Source organism: Actinomadura viridis (assembly GCF_015751755.1).
Classification (GTDB): Bacteria; Actinomycetota; Actinomycetes; order Streptosporangiales; family Streptosporangiaceae; genus Spirillospora; species Spirillospora viridis.
The window spans coordinates 5,801,622-5,818,229 of record NZ_JADOUA010000001.1; the positions used below are offsets into that span (position 1 = coordinate 5,801,622).

14 protein-coding genes are annotated in these 16,608 nt (G+C 73.6%); 7 read left to right on the forward strand and 7 right to left on the reverse strand.

Going from position 1 to position 16,608, the window contains the following annotated elements; genetic code table 11:
* Nucleotides 1–125: 125 nt before the first annotated feature.
* The gene (locus IW256_RS26330; protein WP_197013513.1) at nucleotides 126–413 is read left to right on the forward strand and encodes a DUF4235 domain-containing protein; all 288 of its coding nucleotides are present in this window, start codon (nucleotides 126–128) and stop codon (nucleotides 411–413) included.
* A gap of 111 nt (nucleotides 414–524) precedes the next feature.
* Nucleotides 525–1,133, forward strand: a complete 609-nt coding sequence (locus IW256_RS26335; protein WP_197013514.1) for a maleylpyruvate isomerase family mycothiol-dependent enzyme — start codon at nucleotides 525–527, stop codon at nucleotides 1,131–1,133.
* Nucleotides 1,134–1,269: 136 nt separating this feature from the next.
* Here IW256_RS26335 and IW256_RS26340 read toward each other — a convergent pair whose 3' ends face one another.
* On the reverse strand, nucleotides 1,270–2,055 hold the full coding sequence (locus IW256_RS26340) for a hypothetical protein (protein WP_420535423.1): 786 nt from the start codon (nucleotides 2,053–2,055) through the stop codon (nucleotides 1,270–1,272).
* A 213-nt stretch (nucleotides 2,056–2,268) separates the two neighbouring features.
* Nucleotides 2,269–2,565 carry a DUF4193 domain-containing protein gene (locus IW256_RS26345; RefSeq protein ID WP_197013515.1) on the reverse strand — a complete coding sequence of 99 codons (297 nt, stop codon included), beginning with the start codon at nucleotides 2,563–2,565 and terminating at the stop codon, nucleotides 2,269–2,271.
* A 529-nt stretch (nucleotides 2,566–3,094) separates the two neighbouring features.
* On the opposite strand from IW256_RS26345, the gene IW256_RS26350 reads away from it, so the two are divergent.
* Together IW256_RS26350 and IW256_RS26355 are read left to right on the forward strand one after the other, a co-directional pair.
* Entirely contained in the window at nucleotides 3,095–4,768 is a 1,674-nt protein-coding gene (locus IW256_RS26350) for a serine/threonine-protein kinase (RefSeq protein ID WP_197013516.1), read from the forward strand.
* A gap of 83 nt (nucleotides 4,769–4,851) precedes the next feature.
* Nucleotides 4,852–7,740 (forward strand): ABC transporter substrate-binding protein, encoded by a 2,889-nt coding sequence (locus IW256_RS26355; protein ID WP_197013517.1) that lies wholly within the window; start codon nucleotides 4,852–4,854, stop codon nucleotides 7,738–7,740.
* 117 nt (nucleotides 7,741–7,857) lie between these two features.
* On the opposite strand, the gene IW256_RS26360 is transcribed toward IW256_RS26355, so the two are convergent.
* On the reverse strand, nucleotides 7,858–9,351 hold the full coding sequence (locus IW256_RS26360) for a sensor histidine kinase (protein WP_307829095.1): 1,494 nt from the start codon (nucleotides 9,349–9,351) through the stop codon (nucleotides 7,858–7,860).
* Nucleotides 9,348–10,001, reverse strand: a complete 654-nt coding sequence (locus IW256_RS26365; RefSeq protein WP_197013518.1) for a response regulator transcription factor — start codon at nucleotides 9,999–10,001, stop codon at nucleotides 9,348–9,350. The genes IW256_RS26360 and IW256_RS26365 overlap by 4 nt, the downstream gene beginning before the upstream one ends.
* A gap of 246 nt (nucleotides 10,002–10,247) precedes the next feature.
* Here IW256_RS26365 and IW256_RS26370 point away from each other — a divergent pair, with 246 nt between their 5' ends.
* A complete protein-coding gene (locus tag IW256_RS26370; RefSeq protein ID WP_197013519.1) occupies nucleotides 10,248–10,424 on the forward strand; it encodes a hypothetical protein in 177 nt (58 codons plus the stop codon).
* A 122-nt stretch (nucleotides 10,425–10,546) separates the two neighbouring features.
* On the opposite strand, the gene IW256_RS26375 is transcribed toward IW256_RS26370, so the two are convergent.
* From IW256_RS26375 to IW256_RS42365, 3 genes are all read right to left on the reverse strand, one after another.
* Nucleotides 10,547–11,356, reverse strand: a complete 810-nt coding sequence (locus tag IW256_RS26375; RefSeq protein WP_197013520.1) for an inositol monophosphatase family protein — start codon at nucleotides 11,354–11,356, stop codon at nucleotides 10,547–10,549.
* 72 nt (nucleotides 11,357–11,428) lie between these two features.
* Nucleotides 11,429–12,337 (reverse strand): ferrochelatase, encoded by a 909-nt coding sequence (locus tag IW256_RS26380; protein ID WP_197013521.1) that lies wholly within the window; start codon nucleotides 12,335–12,337, stop codon nucleotides 11,429–11,431.
* 133 nt (nucleotides 12,338–12,470) lie between these two features.
* The gene (locus IW256_RS42365; protein ID WP_307829096.1) at nucleotides 12,471–13,808 is read right to left on the reverse strand and encodes a lytic transglycosylase domain-containing protein; all 1,338 of its coding nucleotides are present in this window, start codon (nucleotides 13,806–13,808) and stop codon (nucleotides 12,471–12,473) included.
* A gap of 180 nt (nucleotides 13,809–13,988) precedes the next feature.
* Between IW256_RS42365 and IW256_RS26390 the strand changes: the two genes are divergently transcribed.
* Together IW256_RS26390 and IW256_RS26395 are read left to right on the forward strand one after the other, a co-directional pair.
* On the forward strand, nucleotides 13,989–15,197 hold the full coding sequence (locus tag IW256_RS26390) for an MFS transporter (protein ID WP_197013523.1): 1,209 nt from the start codon (nucleotides 13,989–13,991) through the stop codon (nucleotides 15,195–15,197).
* A 37-nt stretch (nucleotides 15,198–15,234) separates the two neighbouring features.
* On the forward strand, nucleotides 15,235–16,545 hold the full coding sequence (locus IW256_RS26395; protein WP_197013524.1) for a D-arabinono-1,4-lactone oxidase: 1,311 nt from the start codon (nucleotides 15,235–15,237) through the stop codon (nucleotides 16,543–16,545).
* The last annotated feature ends 63 nt before the right edge of the window (nucleotides 16,546–16,608 follow it).

Consider the following 16,608-nt stretch of genomic DNA (forward strand, 5'->3'; position numbering starts at 1 on the left):
ACAGCGCGACCGGCTCCGCTCCGATTAAGCGCGGCGCCGGCGGGCACGGCTCGGCATGGCGATGGTCATCGGGGACGGGCCGGGTCCGGTAGCGTCGGTGACACGTGGACGACGGAAGGACGATCATGGCGGACAGAGGCGATCTCGGCTGGAAGGTGATGGCCGGGGCCGCGGCCTTCGCGGGCGGTTTCGTCGCCAAGAAGACGATCGCGCTCGCCTGGAAGAAGAGCACCGGCAAGGAGCCGCCGACCAACCCCGAGTCTCCGGACGTCGCGCTGGGCGAGGCGGTCGCCTGGGTCGTGGTGATGGGCATCGGCATGGAGGTGGCCCGGCTGCTGGCCACCCGGGCGGCGGCCAAGCAGTGGGCCAAGGGGACCGGCGAGCTGCCCTCGCATCTCAAGGTCGAGGTCTGATCCGCCCGCCTTCCCGGAACGGCCCCTCCCATTGGACGGGGGGTCCAGTTCCCGGTCCGGCGGGCGCTGCGTATCGTGGTCGGTCCCGGTGACACGAAGGGACCGACCACGATGCTCCCCCTGGACAAGGTCGCGCTGCCGTTCGAGAAAGAGCTCCGCGCCGAACGCCTCCGCCTCATCGAGACCCTCGAGTCCCTCTCCGACGAGGAGTTCGACTCCGGCCCCACCCTGTGCGCCGGGTGGGCGCCCCGTGACGTCCTCGGGCATGTCATCGGCACGGACTACCTCGGCGGCTACCTGGAGCACGGCCCCGGCCTGGACGCCGCCAACCAGGCGCTGGTCGACCGGACCCGCCGCCTCTCCCGCGACCGCCTGATGGAGTGGGCCCGGCAGTGGGCGGCCAGGCCGAGCGTCACCAGCCGGCTGGGCGCGTTGATCATGTTCGGCGACGTCAGCGTGCACCACCAGGACGTCCTCCGGGGGCTGGGCCGGGAACGGGCGGTGCCGGACGCCGTGGGCCGCGCCGTCTTCCGCGAGGGCGCCCAGCTGAGCCTGTGGCTCAACCAGCGGGTGCTGCGCCACCGGCTGGTGCCCACCGACGGGGGCCGGCCGTTCGCGCTGCCCGGCGCCGGGAAGGCGGAGGCCCGCGGAACGCGCGAGGCGCTGGGCATGTGGCTGGCCGGGCGTGACGCGGTCGCCGGCGAGCTGGAGTTCGCCTGAGGGCAGCGGACGGGATCGGCGCCGGGACGGGGCGATGGTCGTGCCGGGCGTTCACGGTTGACGGGTGTACGGGCCGTCGACGGGGGCGGTGTCGTGGCCGGGGGCGGGAGTTTCTCCGGGAGGGACGTGCTCGTGCTCAGGACGGCGGGCGGCGCGGGCCCGGGTCCAGGCGCGGGTAGGGGCCGGGCAGGGGCGCGGGGGTCGCGAGACCGGTGGTCAGGTCCTTGCGGACGGCGGCGGCGAGGCTCTTGGTCGCGGTGCGGTTGAGCACGGCGCCGGCGGCGGCGCCGGTCAGGAACGGCCCGAGCGTGCTCATGCTGCGCCCCAGCGTGCGCAGCAGCCGTTTGCGCAGGGCCGACTTGGCCGCCGAGCCCAGCGCGCTGGTGAACGATCCGGCCTCCAGGGGGTTGATGCCCCGCTGCCTGGCCCAGGACGTGAGGAAGGCCGCGCCCCGGGTCGTGCCCGAGCCGTCGACGCGCACCCCGTACACCTCGTGCAGCTCCGCGATCATCTTGACCTCGATGGCCGCCACGACCAGGGTCTCGGCGGCCAGCTGCGCGGGCGCGGTGAGCAGCAGCGGCGGCGCGGCGAACTCCGCCGCGGCCAGCGCGCCGCCGGCCGCGCCGACCGCGGTGGTGGCGTTGCTGGCCACCCGGACCACGCTGTCGGCCAGCTGCTCGCCGGTCAGGCCGTGGTGGTGCTCGCTCAGCGTCCGCACGTCCCGGATCTGGATGTGCGGCGCCACGGCGATCATCAGATCGGCCAGCCAGCGTCCACGCGCGAGGCCCGCGGCGCCCGCCGAGCGTGCGTGCCGGCTCAGGAGCCGGGTCAGCCGCCCGAGCAGGCGACCGCGGGTCTCACGGTCCATGGCCTCGTCGCCGGAGAGCCGGCCGATGAGCTCGCCGATCTCGGCGGAGCTCACCGGGCCCTCCGGCGGAAGGCCGGGTTCGCGTCCTTCCCCGGAACGTGTCTCGGGCCCGGTCTCGGGCCCGAGGTCGCTCCCGGTTTCGCGGTCTTCGCCGCGTTCGAGGTCTCCCGTCACCGGCCGCTCCCGGTCCGTGCCCGCGCCCGGCGCCGGCGGACGGACGTCCCCGGCTCCCGGCGCGCGCCGTGCCGTGTCATCACCGGCCGCCGCTCAGGCGGCGCACTCGCGGCAGACCGGCTGGCCGTTCTTCTCGGTGGCCAGCTGGCTGCGGTGGTGCACCAGGAAGCAGCGCGTGCAGGTGAACTCGTCGGCCTGGCGCGGCACGACCCGGAAGGTCAGCTCCTCGTTCGACAGATCGGCGCCCGGCAGCTCGGCCACCTCGCCGGCGTCCAGGTCCTCGTCGATGATGCTCGCGGACTTGTCGGCACGACGCGCCTGCAACTCCTGGAGGCTGTCCTCGCTGAGGTCGTCATCCGTCTTGCGTGGGCTGTCGTAGTCGGTCGCCATCTTCTATCTCCATCCCCCTCAGTGCTTTATGCGCCCCGTCGCGCGGATCTAACGCACGGGGGGCCGTTCTTGTGCCCGATCCGGGCGGGAAATTCTGTCACGGGCGGTGGCGTGCGACACACGAGGCGCGACGAACCCCAGTGGTGACACCCATCACCCGAATCCCCCCTCCGGCCTGTGTCGTACATCACACCCCAGAACGGCCGTCACGACGTTGATCTGGGCCGAGACGCCCACCGGGGCATCCCGCGGCGGCGGGATCATATCGGTCCGGAGGGCCTTGCGCGCGCCGACCCGGCCGTGCCCGGCCATCGGCCGGGATCGGTTGGGCCCACTGCGAACCGGACAGCGCGGTGAAACGTCAGAAGTAACGCGATATCGTGCCCGCCTGAGGTTGGAGTAAACGGGCCCCCGAGCACGGATGGCCCGGTTTACGAGAGGGCGGCCGTTGGGGGCGGCCGGACACCACCACCACGCGGGACTTCGAAGGGTCGCGCGGCATGTCACTGCGGGTCACGGGAGGGTCAGAATGCCGGATGCCGCTCCGCTGGAGCCAGGCGATCCCCGGGCGTTGGGTCAGTACGAGGTCGTCGGGCGGCTCGGCGCGGGCGGGCAGGGCGCGGTCTTCCTCGGCAGGGCGCCCGGCGGCCAGTACGTCGCCGTCAAGCTGCTGCACGCCCAGATGGCCAACGACCCGGCCGCGCGCGCCCGGTTCACCCGGGAGGTGGCGGCCGCGCAGAAGGTCGAGCCGTTCTGCACCGCCCGGGTGCTGGAGGCCGACGTGCACGGCGACCAGCCGTACGTCGTCAGCGAGTTCATCGACGGCCCGTCGCTGCACGACGTGGTCGCCCACAACGGCCCGCTCGGCGCCGCCGAGCTGGAGCGGCTGGCGATCGGCACGGTGACCGCGCTCGCCGCGATCCACGAGGCCGGGATCGTCCACCGCGACTTCAAGCCCAACAACGTCATGCTGGCGTCGGACGGGCCGCGGGTGGTCGACTTCGGCATCGCCCGTACGGTCAACTCCCAGGAGAGCGCGGTCACCGCGACCGGGATGGTCGTCGGCACCCCCGGCTACCTGGCCCCCGAGCAGTTGACCGGGGCGCCGCTCACCCCCGCGGTGGACATCTTCGCCTGGGCCGCGACCATGGTGTTCGCCGGCACCGGGCAGTCGCCGTTCGAGGCCGACACCCTGCCCGTGATCATCAACCGGATCCTCAACGAGGAGCCGGACCTGTCGGCGCTGCCCGCCGGGCCGCTGCGCGACCTGATCGGCCGCTGCCTGTCCAAGGACGCGGGCCTGCGCCCGCCGGCGGCCCAGCTGCTGCTGAACCTGCTCGGGCATGTCGGCGCGGCTCCGGCCAACCCGTCCGCCGGGCAGGAGGACCTGCTCAACCAGGGCACCCGGATCGCCGCGCAGATGCCGGCGCCGCCGCGGGTGCCGCCGGCGCCCCAGCACACGCCGCCGCCGCAGCCCATCACCCCGCCCCCGATGCCGATGCACCAGGGGCAGCCCGGGCCGCACACGCCGCCGCCGCAGCCCATCACCCCGCCGCCCATGCCGATGTACCAGGGCCAGCCCTACCAGGGGCAGCCCAACACGCCGCCGCCCATGCCCATGCCCATGCACCAGGGCGGGCCGCCTCCCGGGCCGCGGCCCCCGTACCCGGGGCCGCCCCCTCAGCGGTCCTCGTCCAACGGGCCGGTCCTGGCCGGTATCGGCTGCGCGGTGCTGGCGGTGCTGCTGATCGTCGTCGTGGTGGTCGTGGTCGCCGCCAGCGGTGGCGACGACGACCCCGATCCGTTCCCGACGCCGTCGTACACCTACTCCTACACGCCGCCGACCACGAGCACGAGCCGGGGCGTCATCGGCGTCTACCGCGGCACCGGCTTCCAGCCCAGCGCGGGAACGGGCCGGACGTCGTTCCAGACGCGGTTCTCGATGGTGGGCACCATCGGCACGGCCACCTACACCTACACCAGCTCGCCCACCTGCATGACGAGGCTGTCGCTGCTGTCGGGCAGCGAGGCCAGCGGCCGGGCCGAGTACCAGGAGACGCCGCTGTCGGGGCAGTCCGCGACCAACTGCGCGGCCGGGTACGTGACCTTCCGCAGCTTCACCGGCAACAGCATGCGGTGGGAGTGGCGGCAGAGCCGGTCCGAGACCTCCGCCGCCGCCTTCGGCACGGTGAGCAAGAGCTGAGCCGCGTTCGTCGACGGTGACCCGGCGCCCGCGCGCCGGGTCACCGCCACTTTCCCCCCGAACCACCCGGCCCGAGGAGAGCGATGCCCGAGATCACCCCGCTCCGGCCAGGTGATCCCGAACGTCTGGGGCCGTACCGGCTGCTCGGCCTGCTCGGAGAGGGCGGCCAGGGCTCGGTCTATCTCGGCGAGGAGTCCCCGCCGGACGAGACCACGGACGAGGCCGCGGACGAGACCGCGGACGAGACCGCGGACGAGACCGCGGGCGGTGGCCAGGCGACCGGGCGGAAGGTCGCGGTCAAGCTGCTGCACGCCCGGCTCAGCGGCGACGCGCGGGCACGGGCGCGGTTCGCCGCCGAACTGGAGGTCGCCCGGCGGGTCGCGGCCTTCTGCACCGCCCCCATCCTGGACGCCGACGTCGAGGGCGACCGCCCCTACATCGTCAGCGAGTACATCGACGGGCCCCCGCTGTCGGACGTGCTGGCCGCCGAGGGGCCGCGGTCCGGCGCCGATCTGGACCGGCTCGCGATCGGCACCGTCACCGCGCTCGCCGCGATCCACGAGGCGGGCGTGGTGCACCGCGACTTCAAGCCCGCCAACGTGCTGCTCGCCCCCGACGGCCCGCGCGTCATCGACTTCGGCATCGCCCGCGCGCTGGACGCCACCGGGACGATGTCCAGCACGGCCGTGGGCACGCCCGCCTACATGGCCCCCGAGCAGATCGTCGGCGGCCCCATCGGCCCGCAGGCCGACATCTTCGCCTGGGGTTCCACGATGGCGTTCGCGGCCTCCGGGCGGGCGCCGTTCGGGCGCGACTCCATCCCCGCGGTCATGCACCGCATCCTGAACCTCCCCCCGGACCTGGGCACGCTGAACGAGCCGCTGCGGGGCCTGGTCCAGGCGTGCCTCAACAAGCAGGCGTCGCACCGGCCCTCCTCCCAGCAGGTCCTCATCCACCTGCTGAACCTCGCCGGGAGCCTCCCCCAGGCACCGGACGGCAGGCCGGAGACCCAGACCCCCGAGGCGCGGTCGGAGGCGATGCTCAACCAGGGAGCCGAGGCCGCCGCCACGCACACCGGCATCCGCCTGGTCTCCCCGTCCCAAGGCGTCTCCCCCACGCCCCAGCCCGCCGTCCCCTCCCCCGAGGCGTACGCGGCGCCGCCGTACCAGCAGCCGAACGCGCCATGGGCACCGGCGTTCCCGCAGCAGCACCCGTACCAGCAGCAGCCCACACAGCCGCCGCAGCAGTGGGCCCCGCCCGGCACATGGCCCGGCACCACGTCGCCTCCGGTCAAGACCGGCCCGTTCGGGGGCTCCCGGAAACGGGGTCTGGGCGTCCTGGCCGGGGTCGGCAGCGCGGCGCTCGTGGCGCTCGTGCTGACCGGGTCGGTGATCGCCGTGCAGCTCCAGGGTGACGACGAGCCCTCCAGAGGCGGGAAGGGCGGGACCGGGCGGACGGGCGGCGAGCTCAGGCTGCCGCTCTCCGACACCGTCGCCCAGGGCGGCGGGCTCTCCCCGTCCAACGCCGGCTTCGGCACCGAGCGCATCGTGGCCAAGCAGCTGTTCACCGGGCTGGTGGAGTTCACCTCGTCCGGGACGCTCCGGAACCGGCTGGCCTCCAAGATCACTCCGGACGCCACCTGCACCAGCTGGAAGATCGACCTGCGGAGCGGCACCACGTTCAGCAACGGGGAGCGGGTGACGCCCGAGTCGTTCATCCGGGGCTGGGTCCGCTCGGCGCAGGACCTCGACGGGATCGCCTCGCTCCTGATCGGCGAGGTCAAGGGGTTCCAGGAGGCCCGCTCGGCGAAGGGCTCCACCACCATGTCCGGGCTGCGCTCGTACGGCACCGGGTTCAGCGTCGACCTGACCTCCCCGGACTGCGAGTTCGACCGGCGGCTGGCCGACCCGATCCTGTCCCCGGTCCCCGCGAACGCCGGCGCGCCGGACGACGCCGTGTACAACGAGCGGCCCATCGGCAACGGCCCGTTCAAGGTCGACTCCTACGTCAAGGGCAGCACGATCACGCTGGTCCGCAACGACGCCTGGGCCTTCGGCAAGGCGAAACTCGACCGGGTCGTCATCGACCTCGACAACGACATGGCGGCCAAGGGCCCGACCGGGTACAAGGCGGGGCGGTACCACTGGGCGCCGCTCGAATCCATGAACGTCAGCGCGTACAGGGGCGACCCGGGCCTGCTGTCCCGGCCCGGCCAGGGCCTGAACTTCCTGATCCCGATCACCGCCCGGGGGCCGATGAGCACGAAGGAGGCCAGGCTCGCCGTCTCCCACGCCCTCGACCGGAAGGCCCTGAGCGACCAGCTGTACGGGGGCGCGCTGCAACCGGCGCGCGGCATCGTCCCGGCGTCGATCGCCGGTACGGCGCCGTCGCAGTGCCCCTCCTGCGGGCGGCCCGATCCCGCCGAGGCGAAGCGGCTGGCCTCGGCGGCCAAGCTCGGGCCCGGCAGCAGGGTCCGGCTGTACGTGCGCAACGTCCCCACCCACATCCGCTGGGCCCAGCTCGTGAAGGCCCAGCTCGAACGCAACCTCGGCTGGTCGGTCGATCTGCGGCTGTCCGCAGACCTCGACTACGTCAAGTTCGCCAAGGAGGTGACCTCCAAGGACGCCTCCGGGCTGGCCACCTTCGCCTGGCAGGCGGACTTCCCCTCCGCGCACAACCTGCTGAGGTCCCTGCTGGGAAGCGGCCAGAACGCCGCCGCCGGCAGCGACCTGACCAACCTCTCCGGCTGGCGGAACGGCCGCTTCGACCAGCTCCTGGCCGAGATCCCCAGGACGGCCGACCAGGCCGCCCGGCTCCAGCGGACGCGGGAGGCCGAGAAGATCGCGCTCGACGAGATGTCCCTCATCCCGGTCACGGACACGGCGAGCTCGGCGCTGCGCAGCGACGAGCTCGTCGGGCTCGGCATGGACCACCAGGGCGACCCGACGCTCTCCACCGCCGCGTTCAAGTGACGGCGGGCCCGGCCCCCGCCAGGGCGGGGGCCGGGCCGCTCAGGCCGGCGTTCAGGCCGGTACGTTCAGGCAGGGCGCTCAGGCCGGGCGCTCAGGCCGGGCGCTCAGGCCGGGCGCTCAGGCCGGGGCGGGGCTCAGCGGCAGCCGTACGGTCACGACGAGGCCGCCGCCCTGACGCGGGGCCGCGTGCACCGACCCGCGATGGGCCACCACCACCGAGCGCACGATGGACAGCCCCAGCCCGGCCCCCTTGGCCGACTCGACCCGGTCGGAGTTCAGCCTGCGGAACGGCTCGAAGAGCCGGTCCACCTCGTAGTGGGGCACCACCGGCCCGGTGTTCTCCACCTGGACGGCCGGCAGCCCCTCCAGGATCCCCGTGCGGATCCAGACCTCGCCGCCGTCGGTGTTGTGCTTGATCGCGTTGTCCACCAGGTTGGAGACCAGATGCTCCAGCAGCACCGGGTCACCGAGCGTGGTCCCCGGCGTCAGCTCCTGGTGCACGGTGAGCTCGTACTCGCGCTCCCCGGCGCGGCGGGCCGCGTTCTCCAGGACGGTGGCGGCGACCTCGGCCAGGTCCACCGGCGTGTGGGTGGTCAGCTCCCGCTCGCTGCGGGCCAGCAGGAGCAGGCCCTCGATCAGCCGTTCGTGGCGGGCGTTGGTGGCCAGCAGCGTGCGGCCGACCGTCCGCAGGTCGTCGGACACCTCCGGATCGCCCAGCGCGACCTCCAGCAGCGTCCGGTTGATCGCCAGCGGCGTGCGCAGCTCGTGCGAGGCGTTGGCGACGAACCGGCGCTGGGAGTCGAACGCCTGCGCGAGCCGTTCCAGCATCGCGTCGAAGGTGTCGGCCAGCTCCTTGATCTCGTCGTCGGGGCCCTCCAGCCCGATCCGCTCGTGCAGGGTGCTCTCCGAGAGGCGGCGCGCGGTCGTGGTGACCCGCTGCAGCGGGCTCAGCGCGCGGTCGGCCACGAAGTAGCCCAGCATCAGCGCCAGGACCCCGACCACGGCCAGCGCCACCAGCGACCGGCCGACCAGCTCCTTCATCGTGAGCGCCTTGAGCGCCGCGGGGTCGAGAGGCCCGTTGGGCGTGTAGATGATGTAGCCGTTCGGGAAGACCCGGTCGAGGATGTCGCCCACCAGCAGGTAGGTCACGAAGAGCAGCAGGGCACCGGCCATGAAGAACAGCAGCCCGTACAGCACCGTGAGCCTCAGCCGCACGCTGACGCGGCTGGGCAGCGCGCGCAGGTCCGAACGGAGCGACGCGCCGCCGCGCGGGCCGTTCCCCGCCTTGCCGGCCGTCCAGGCGCCCTGGTGGGGCCACGCCGCCGCCCCCGCGGGCGGCGTGGCACCGGCCTGCGGCGCGGTGGGCGAGGTGGGCGGGTACCCGCCTCCCGCGGGCGCGGGCCCGGCGGGCGCGGAACCGTTCTGCGGGGTCCCGTTCGCCGGGGTCCCGTTCGCCGGGGTCCCGTTCGGTGGGGAACCGTTCTGCGGGGTTCCGCCCGGCGGGGCCCCCTCCGGCGCGGCTCCCTCCGGAGCGGGGCCTTCCTGTTGCGGGTCGGGAGTCCTGGCGGCACTGGCCGGGCCGGTACCGCCCGGACGGGATTCGGAGGTCACAGGCGGTATCCCACGCCCGGCACCGTCTCGATCACGGGCGGTTCCCCCAGCTTCTTGCGCAAGGTCATCATCGTGACCCGGACCACGTTGGTGAACGGGTCGATGTGCTCGTCCCATGCCTTCTCCAGCAGTTGCTCGGAGCTGACCACCGCGCCGTCGGCGCTCAGCAGCACCTCCAGTACCGCGAACTCCTTGCGGGTCAGCTCGATCGCACGGCCGTCGCGGGCCACCTCCCGGCGGGCCGGGTCCAGGGTGATCCCGGCGCGCTCCAGCACCGGCGGCAGCGGCGCGGCGGCGCGGCGGCCCAGCGCGCGCACCCGGGCGATCAGCTCGGCGAAGGCGAACGGCTTGGCCAGGTAATCGTCGGCCCCGATGGACAGGCCCTCCACCTTGTCGTCCAGCTCGCCGGCCGCCGTGAGCATGATGATCCGCGCGGGGTAGCGCTGGGTCACCAGCTGCTTGCAGACGTCGTCGCCGTGCACCCGGGGCAGGTCGCGATCGAGGACGATGACGTCGTAGTCGTTGACGCTCGCCCGCTCCAGCGCGCCCGCGCCGTCGTAGGCCACGTCCACCGCCAGCGCCTGGCGGCGCAGGCCGGTGGCGATCGCGTCGGCGAGCACCCGCTCGTCCTCGACGACTAGAACACGCACTGCGTCCCCCTCACTACGGACGCCCGCCGCCCGGCGCGGGGACCGTCCATGATCCAGGTATGTCATGGCGCCCGTAAGACGCCCGTAAGCCCTCCTGTGCCGGAGCCCACGGTCACCGGCCCGGCCCGGAAGGGCCTCGCGCCGCACCGCGATGTCAACGGAAAATCATCGTCACGACACCGTGAAGAAACAGGTTTATCTTCAGCGTAGGTGTGGGTAGGGAGGGTCTGATCCGGAGGGAGGCCCATGGGCGAGCTGTCACGTACGATCCGGCAGCGACTCGACGACGCGTACGAGTCGCTGCGCCACGCCCACGCCGACGGCGACATCTACCTGGCCGACATCCGCCAGGAGGAGATCAAGGAACTGCGCCGGATCGCAGCGAACCACGACATCGGCATCGAACCGCCCCGCTGCGACTGAGAGGAACAGATCCACGGGGCGGCCGCGACGGCCCGATGTCCGCGACGGCCGCCCCGTGGTGCCCGAGCGAGTGGTGCCCGAGACCGTGGTGCCCGAGCCAGTGGTGCCCCGAGGGCCGGGTCTCAGTCGCGCGCCGGGTCGAGAGGCGCCAGCAGGTCGTGGAGCGCCTCGAAGACCCCCGGGCCGCCGGCGATGGTGAGTTCGGGCCCGGGCGCGGCCCCGCCGAGCCCCTCCACCCGCCCGCCCGCCTCCTGGACGATGAGGGCCCCCGCCGCGATGTCCCACGCCTGGACGCCGCGCTCGTAGTAGGCGTCGACCCGGCCCGCGGCCAGCGAGCACAGGTCCACGCAGCACGACCCGCCGCGCCGGATGTCCCGGACGTTGGGCAGCACGCCGGTGAGGACGCGGGCCTGGTGGGCGCGGCGCTCGGCCGCGTACCCGAACCCGGTGGCCACGAGCGCCCGGTTCAGCGGCACGCCGGTGTTGCAGCGCAGCTCGCGCGTCCCGGTGCCGTCGTGCAGGAGGGCGCCGCCGCCCCGCACGGCGGTGCAGGTCTCGCCCCGCCGGGGCATCTCGACCGCCCCGGCGACGGTCACCCCGTTCACCTCGGCGGCGATGCTGACCGCCCAGTCGGGCAGGTCGTAGAGGTAGTTCACGGTGCCGTCGATGGGGTCGATCACCCAGCGGACGTCGCTGTCCCCGTCGTGGGTGCCGCCCTCCTCGCCCAGGAAGCCGTCGCCGGGACGGGCCGCCCGGATCCGCTCGATGATCAGGCGCTCGGCCGCCCGGTCCATCTGGGTGACCACGTCGGTCGGGCTCGACTTGGTCTGCACCACGTCCGGTCCCCCGGCCGGGCGCTTGTCGACCAGCATCCGGCCGGCCTCCCGGGCGGTGGCCACCGCCAGCTCGAGCAGGTCTTCGGGCAGGCTCATGCAACGTCCCCCATGTTCGGCTCTTCGGTGCCGGTGCCGCGGCGTCCTCCGCGGCCCGGGTCCTGCGGTTGATCAGCGTTCGAGCAGCAGCTCGCGTGCCAGCGCGACGAAGCGCGGGTCGGTGTGGGGCGTGGCCGCGCGGACGTAGTCGAGGCCCAGCTCGGCGGCGCGTTCGGCGGCCTCGACGTCGAGGTCGTACTTGACCTCCATGTGGTCGGACACGAACCCGATCGGCACCACCGCCACCGCCGTCACGCCCTTGGCGCGCAGCTCCTCCAGGTGGTCGCAGACGTCCGGCTCCAGCCAGGGCTGGGAGGGCGGCCCGCTGCGGCTCTGGTAGACCAGCGACCACGGGACGCCGGGCGCGGTGCGTTCGGCGACCCGCTGCGCGACCTGCTCCAGCTCGGCGACGTAGTCCACGCGGCCCGCCTGGGACAGGGGGACGCTGTGCGCGGTGAAGACCAGGTGCCGGGCGGCCTCCGGCAGGCTCTCCAGCGCCTCGCGGGCCGCGTCCGTGAACGGGTCCACGAACCCGGGCCGCAGGCAGTACACCGGCAGCTTGTCGATCTCCGGAGCGCCCGGGACCTCCGCCCGTGCCCGCTCGATGTCCTCCACGTACTGGTCGCTGCAGGAGTACCCGCTGTAGGCGGAGGTGACGAAGGCCGCCGCCCGCCGGATCCCGTCGTCCTTCATGCGCCGTACGGTGCCGGTGAGGTACGGGTCCCAGTTACGGTTGCCCCAGTACACGGGCAGGTCCACCCCGTGCGCGGCGAAGTCGGCCTCGATGGCGGCCTTCAGCTCCCGGCACTGCCGGTTGATCGGGCTGACCCCTCCGAAGAGGTGGTAGTGGTCCCCCACCGCCTCAAGGCGTTCGCGCGGGATGCCGCGCCCGCGGGTGACGTTCTCCAGGAACGGCATGACGTCACCGGGCCCCTCCGGGCCGCCGAAAGACACCAGGAGCAACGCGTCGTACGTGCTCACTCCACTCATGGCTCCATCCAATCAGGAGCATCCCGGCATCCTCTAACCGCCACGGCCCGCGCGCCCGCGCGCCCGCGCGGCCGGGCCCGCGGTCGGCGGTCGGCTGGTCGGCGGGTCGGCGGGCAAGCCGCGGTCAGCGGAAGCGGGCCTGGTACGCCCGGGCCAGGTTCAGGACCTTCTGTACGTACCAGTCGGCGTGGTTGTAGTGCCAGACCGCCTTGTAGAGCCGCCTGCCGCCGCCTGCCGCGCCGTGGTCGCAGAGGTAGCGGGCGGCGGCCGGGATCGCGTCGTAGGGGTTCATGATGTCGGCCTTGCCGTCGCCGTCGCCGTCCACCCCGTACGACTTCCAGGTGGCGGGCATGAACTGCATCGGGCCGAGGGCCCCGGCGCTGGACCGGCCCGCGTTGCGGCCGTGGTCGCTCTCGACCTGGCCGATGGCCGCGAGCACCGTCCAGGACAGGCCGGGGCAGGACTTCGCCGCGTTCTTGTAGAGGTCGAGGTAGCTGCCGTTCGCGGGTGACTGGAAACGCTGCTCGTGCAGGTTCACCACGTTGGCGCCCGGCCCGAGGATCCTGCCGACCGCCTTCGCGGTGGTGGCCGGGGCGACGCCGGGGGCGTTGACGAGCACGGCGATGTTGGGGACGAGGCCGATGGAGGAGCCGGTCTTCCGGTGGAGCAGCATGTCGATGCCCGGCAGGCCGAGCGCGCCCGAGCCCCCCATCATGAGGTTCGGCATCGTCCGGCCCACCACCGGGTACGGGAACCCTTTGCTGAGCCGCAGTTGCTCCGCCGCGGCGCTGGACACCACGAACCGGTCGGCGGCCAGCGCGGCCCACAGGTCGTTCGCCCTGGCGGTGGCCGGCGGCGTCCAGGACCGGAACGTGGACGGGTCGACGGCCAGGGCGTTCACCGAACGGCCCTGGAGCTGCACGGCGCCGCCCGCGACGGCGATCACGTCGCGGACCCGGCCGAGCTTGGCGATCCGCTGGATCCGGGCCTGGCTGATCGGTCCCGCGCCCACCGCCAGGACGTCCGGGGGCACCACCCGGCGCAGCGGCGCGACCTGGCCGCCGGTGGCGACGTTGGTCACGGGGCCGCCCGGTCCGCCCGGTCCGCCCGGGGCGCCGGGGCGCGGGCCGTCGCGCTCGGGGCCGGCGCGCCGTGCCCGCTCGTCCTCGGCGGTCACCGCCGCGTACACGCCCCCGGCGAGGCTGCCCGCCGTCAGCAGCGCGATGCCGGCGACGGCCCGGCGCGGCCCCTTCGCGCGGGCCTGCCGCGGAGCCGCGGCGTCCCGCCCGGACGCCCGGTGCTTAATCGGTTGACCGGGCTGCTTAGACTTCTCGGGCCGTTCGGGATGATCCGCCTTCCCCGGCCGCTTCGTGGACGCGGCCGGGTCGGCCTTCGCGGGCCGCCGCCCTTCCGCCCTCGCGCCTCCGCCTCGCGGTTCGCGGGGGCCGTCGTTTGCCGGCACGCCGTCGCCGTCCGGCACGCCGTCGTGGGGGCCGTGGGCGCGCGGTCGTGAAGGAGGAGGAGTCACATCCATTCCCAACGAGAGTCGCTGTGGCGGGATTCGTAGCGTGATCTTGAGGTCGGTGTCGAGCGTGGTGGCCGGGGGCGGACAGGGTCTCCCGGGGTGGAGGGAGAGCGCGGAGTGTCCAGTCCGTACCGGGAACTGCTGACCGTTCCCGGCGCCCGCCCCTTCGTGCTCGCGGGCTCCGTGGGGCGCATGTCGATGTCCATGGTCGGCATCGGCGTCGTCCTGCTGGTGTCCGCGGTCACCGGATCGTACGGTATCGCCGGCGCGGTGGCCGCGACCCTGTCCCTCACCTACGCGGTCGGCTCGCCGCTGAGCGCGCGTTACGCCGACCGCCACGGGCAGCGGCGCGTGCTCGTCCCGGTGGTGCTGGCCAACACGGTGAGCTTCGCCGCGCTGATCATGTGCGCCGAGTTCGGCCTGCCGCTCTGGACGCTCTTCGCCGCCGCGGCCATGGCGGGGCTGACGCAGCTGTCGCTGGGCGCCTGGGTCCGGGCCCGCTGGTCGTACGCGCTGCGGGACAGCCCGGCGCGGCTGCACACGGCGTTCTCGTTCGAGTCGGTGGTGGACGAGGCGGTCTTCGTGTCCGGGCCGATCATCGTCACGGTGCTGTGCACGGGGGTCCATCCGGCGGCGGGGCTGGTCGCGGCCACGGCGCTGACCCTGGTGGGCTGCCTGGCCCTGGCCGCCCAGCGCGGCACCGAACCGCCGCCGGTGCCGCCGGTCCCGGGTACGCGGGGCGGGGTGCTCTCCACCCCGGCGGTACGGGTGATGACACCGGTGTTCCTGCTGCTCGGGATGGTCTTCGGCGCGATCGACGTCAGCGCCGTCGCGTTCGCCGACGAGGAGGGGCACAAGGCGCTGGCCGGGGTGCTGCTCGGCTGCTACGCGCTGGGCAGCGGCGCCGCGGCGCTCTGGTACGGGGCGCGGCACTGGCACGCGCCGCTGGACCGGCGGTTCCTGGTCGGGCTGGGCGTGCTGGCCGCGGCGATGGTGCCGCCCACCCTGGTCGGGAACCTGTGGCTGATGATGGCGGTGGTCTTCTTCTCCGGCCTGGCGATCTCGCCCACGATCATCCCGGGGTACGGGCTGGTCGAACGGCTCGTGCCGCCGCGCCAGCTCACCGAGGGGCTGGCGCTGATGTCGACCTCGGTCAGCATCGGGGTGGCGGCCGGTTCCTCGACGGCGGGGCGGATCATCGACGCGCACGGGTCCCAGGCGGCGTTCCTGGTGCCGCTGGCGGCGGCGCTGGTGGCGGCGGCCCTGGGGGTCGCCGGGGCCAGGGTGATGTCCTCCGGCGGCCGTCCGCGGCCGCAGCAAACATGAACTTTCCTCGCGATCGAGGTCCGAGTAGAGTCCTGCCATGTCCCCCAGCAGCACGCATTCGTGGCGGAACTGGGCGGGGAACCAGCACGCCGCGCCGCAACGCGTGACGTCCCCCCGCACCACCGCCGAAGTGGCCGCCGCCGTCCGCGCCGCCGCCGCCGAGGGCCGGACGGTGCGGATGACCGGCACCGGCCATTCGTTCACCGCGGCGGCCGTGGCGGAGGGCGTGCTGCTGCGTCCGGGCGGGCTGACCGCGGTCCGCTCGGTCGACACCGCCGCCGGCCTGGTCACCGTCGAGGCGGGCCTCCCGCTGCACGCGCTCAACCGGATCCTGGACGAGCACGGGCTGGCGCTGGCCAACATGGGCGACATCCAGGAGCAGACCGTCGCGGGCGCGCTGCAGACCGCCACGCACGGCACGGGGCGCGACGCCGCCGGGCTGGTCTCGCAGGTCGCCGCGCTCGAACTGGTCCTGGCCGACGGCACCGTGACGACCTGCTCGCGCGAGGAGCGGCCCGAGCTGTTCGACGCGGCGCGCGCCGGCCTCGGCACCCTCGGCGTCGTCACCGCGATCACCTGGCGCGCCGTCCCGGCGTTCGTGCTGCGAGCGCGGGAGGAGCCGATGCGGTGGGACGAGGTGATGGGCCGCCTGGACGAGTTCGACGAGGGCAACGAGCACTTCGAGTTCTACTGGTTCCCCCACACCGAGGGTTGCCTGACCAAGCGCAACAACCGGGTCGAGGGCCCGCCGGAGCCGCTGTCGAAGGTCAAGTACTGGCTGGACGACGAGCTGCTGTCCAACAAGGTGTTCGGCCTCGTCAACAGGGTCACCCACCGGGCCCCGGCGGTGACCCCGTTGGTGAACGGGATATCGGCCAGGGCGCTGGGCGCGCGTACTTACAGCGACACCTCCTACAAGGTGTTCACCAGCCCGCGCACGGTGCGTTTCAAGGAGCAGGAGTACGCCGTCCCGCGCGAGCAGCTCGTCCCGGTGCTGCGCGACCTGCGGGCCCTCTTCGGGAAGCGGGGCTGGCGGATCAGCTTCCCGATCGAGGTCCGCCTGCTGCCGGAGGAGGACGCCTGGCTGTCGATGGCGTACGGCCGGCGCACCGCCTTCATCGCGGTGCACGTCTTCCACCGCGACCCGCACGAGGAGTACTTCCAGGGGGTCGAGGAGCTGATGACCGCGGCCGGGGGACGCCCGCACTGGGGCAAGCTCCACACCCGTGACGCCTCGTACCTGGAGACGGTCTACCCGCGGTTCGGCGACTTCCTCGCGCTGCGGGACGAGCTGGATCCGGACCGGCGCTTCTCCAACCCCTACACGCGCCAGGTCTTCGGAAGCTGACGGACCGGGAGGGCTCCGCCGCCCAGCCCGCGGCGGCCCGGAGGCCCGGTCAGCCCGGAGGCC

Excerpts from the sequence above, each read along its gene's own strand:
- IW256_RS26330 (WP_197013513.1), top strand. The coding sequence starts at position 126 with ATGGCGGACAGAGGCGATCTCGGCTGGAAGGTGATGGCCGGGGCCGCG.
- IW256_RS26335 (WP_197013514.1), top strand. The coding sequence starts at position 525 with ATGCTCCCCCTGGACAAGGTCGCGCTGCCGTTCGAGAAAGAGCTCCGC.
- IW256_RS26345 (WP_197013515.1), bottom strand. The coding sequence starts at position 2,565 with ATGGCGACCGACTACGACAGCCCACGCAAGACGGATGACGACCTCAGC.
- IW256_RS26350 (WP_197013516.1), top strand. The coding sequence starts at position 3,095 with ATGCCGGATGCCGCTCCGCTGGAGCCAGGCGATCCCCGGGCGTTGGGT.
- IW256_RS26355 (WP_197013517.1), top strand. The coding sequence starts at position 4,852 with ATGCCCGAGATCACCCCGCTCCGGCCAGGTGATCCCGAACGTCTGGGG.
- IW256_RS26370 (WP_197013519.1), top strand. The coding sequence starts at position 10,248 with ATGGGCGAGCTGTCACGTACGATCCGGCAGCGACTCGACGACGCGTAC.
- IW256_RS26375 (WP_197013520.1), bottom strand. The coding sequence starts at position 11,356 with ATGAGCCTGCCCGAAGACCTGCTCGAGCTGGCGGTGGCCACCGCCCGG.
- IW256_RS26395 (WP_197013524.1), top strand. The coding sequence starts at position 15,235 with ATGTCCCCCAGCAGCACGCATTCGTGGCGGAACTGGGCGGGGAACCAG.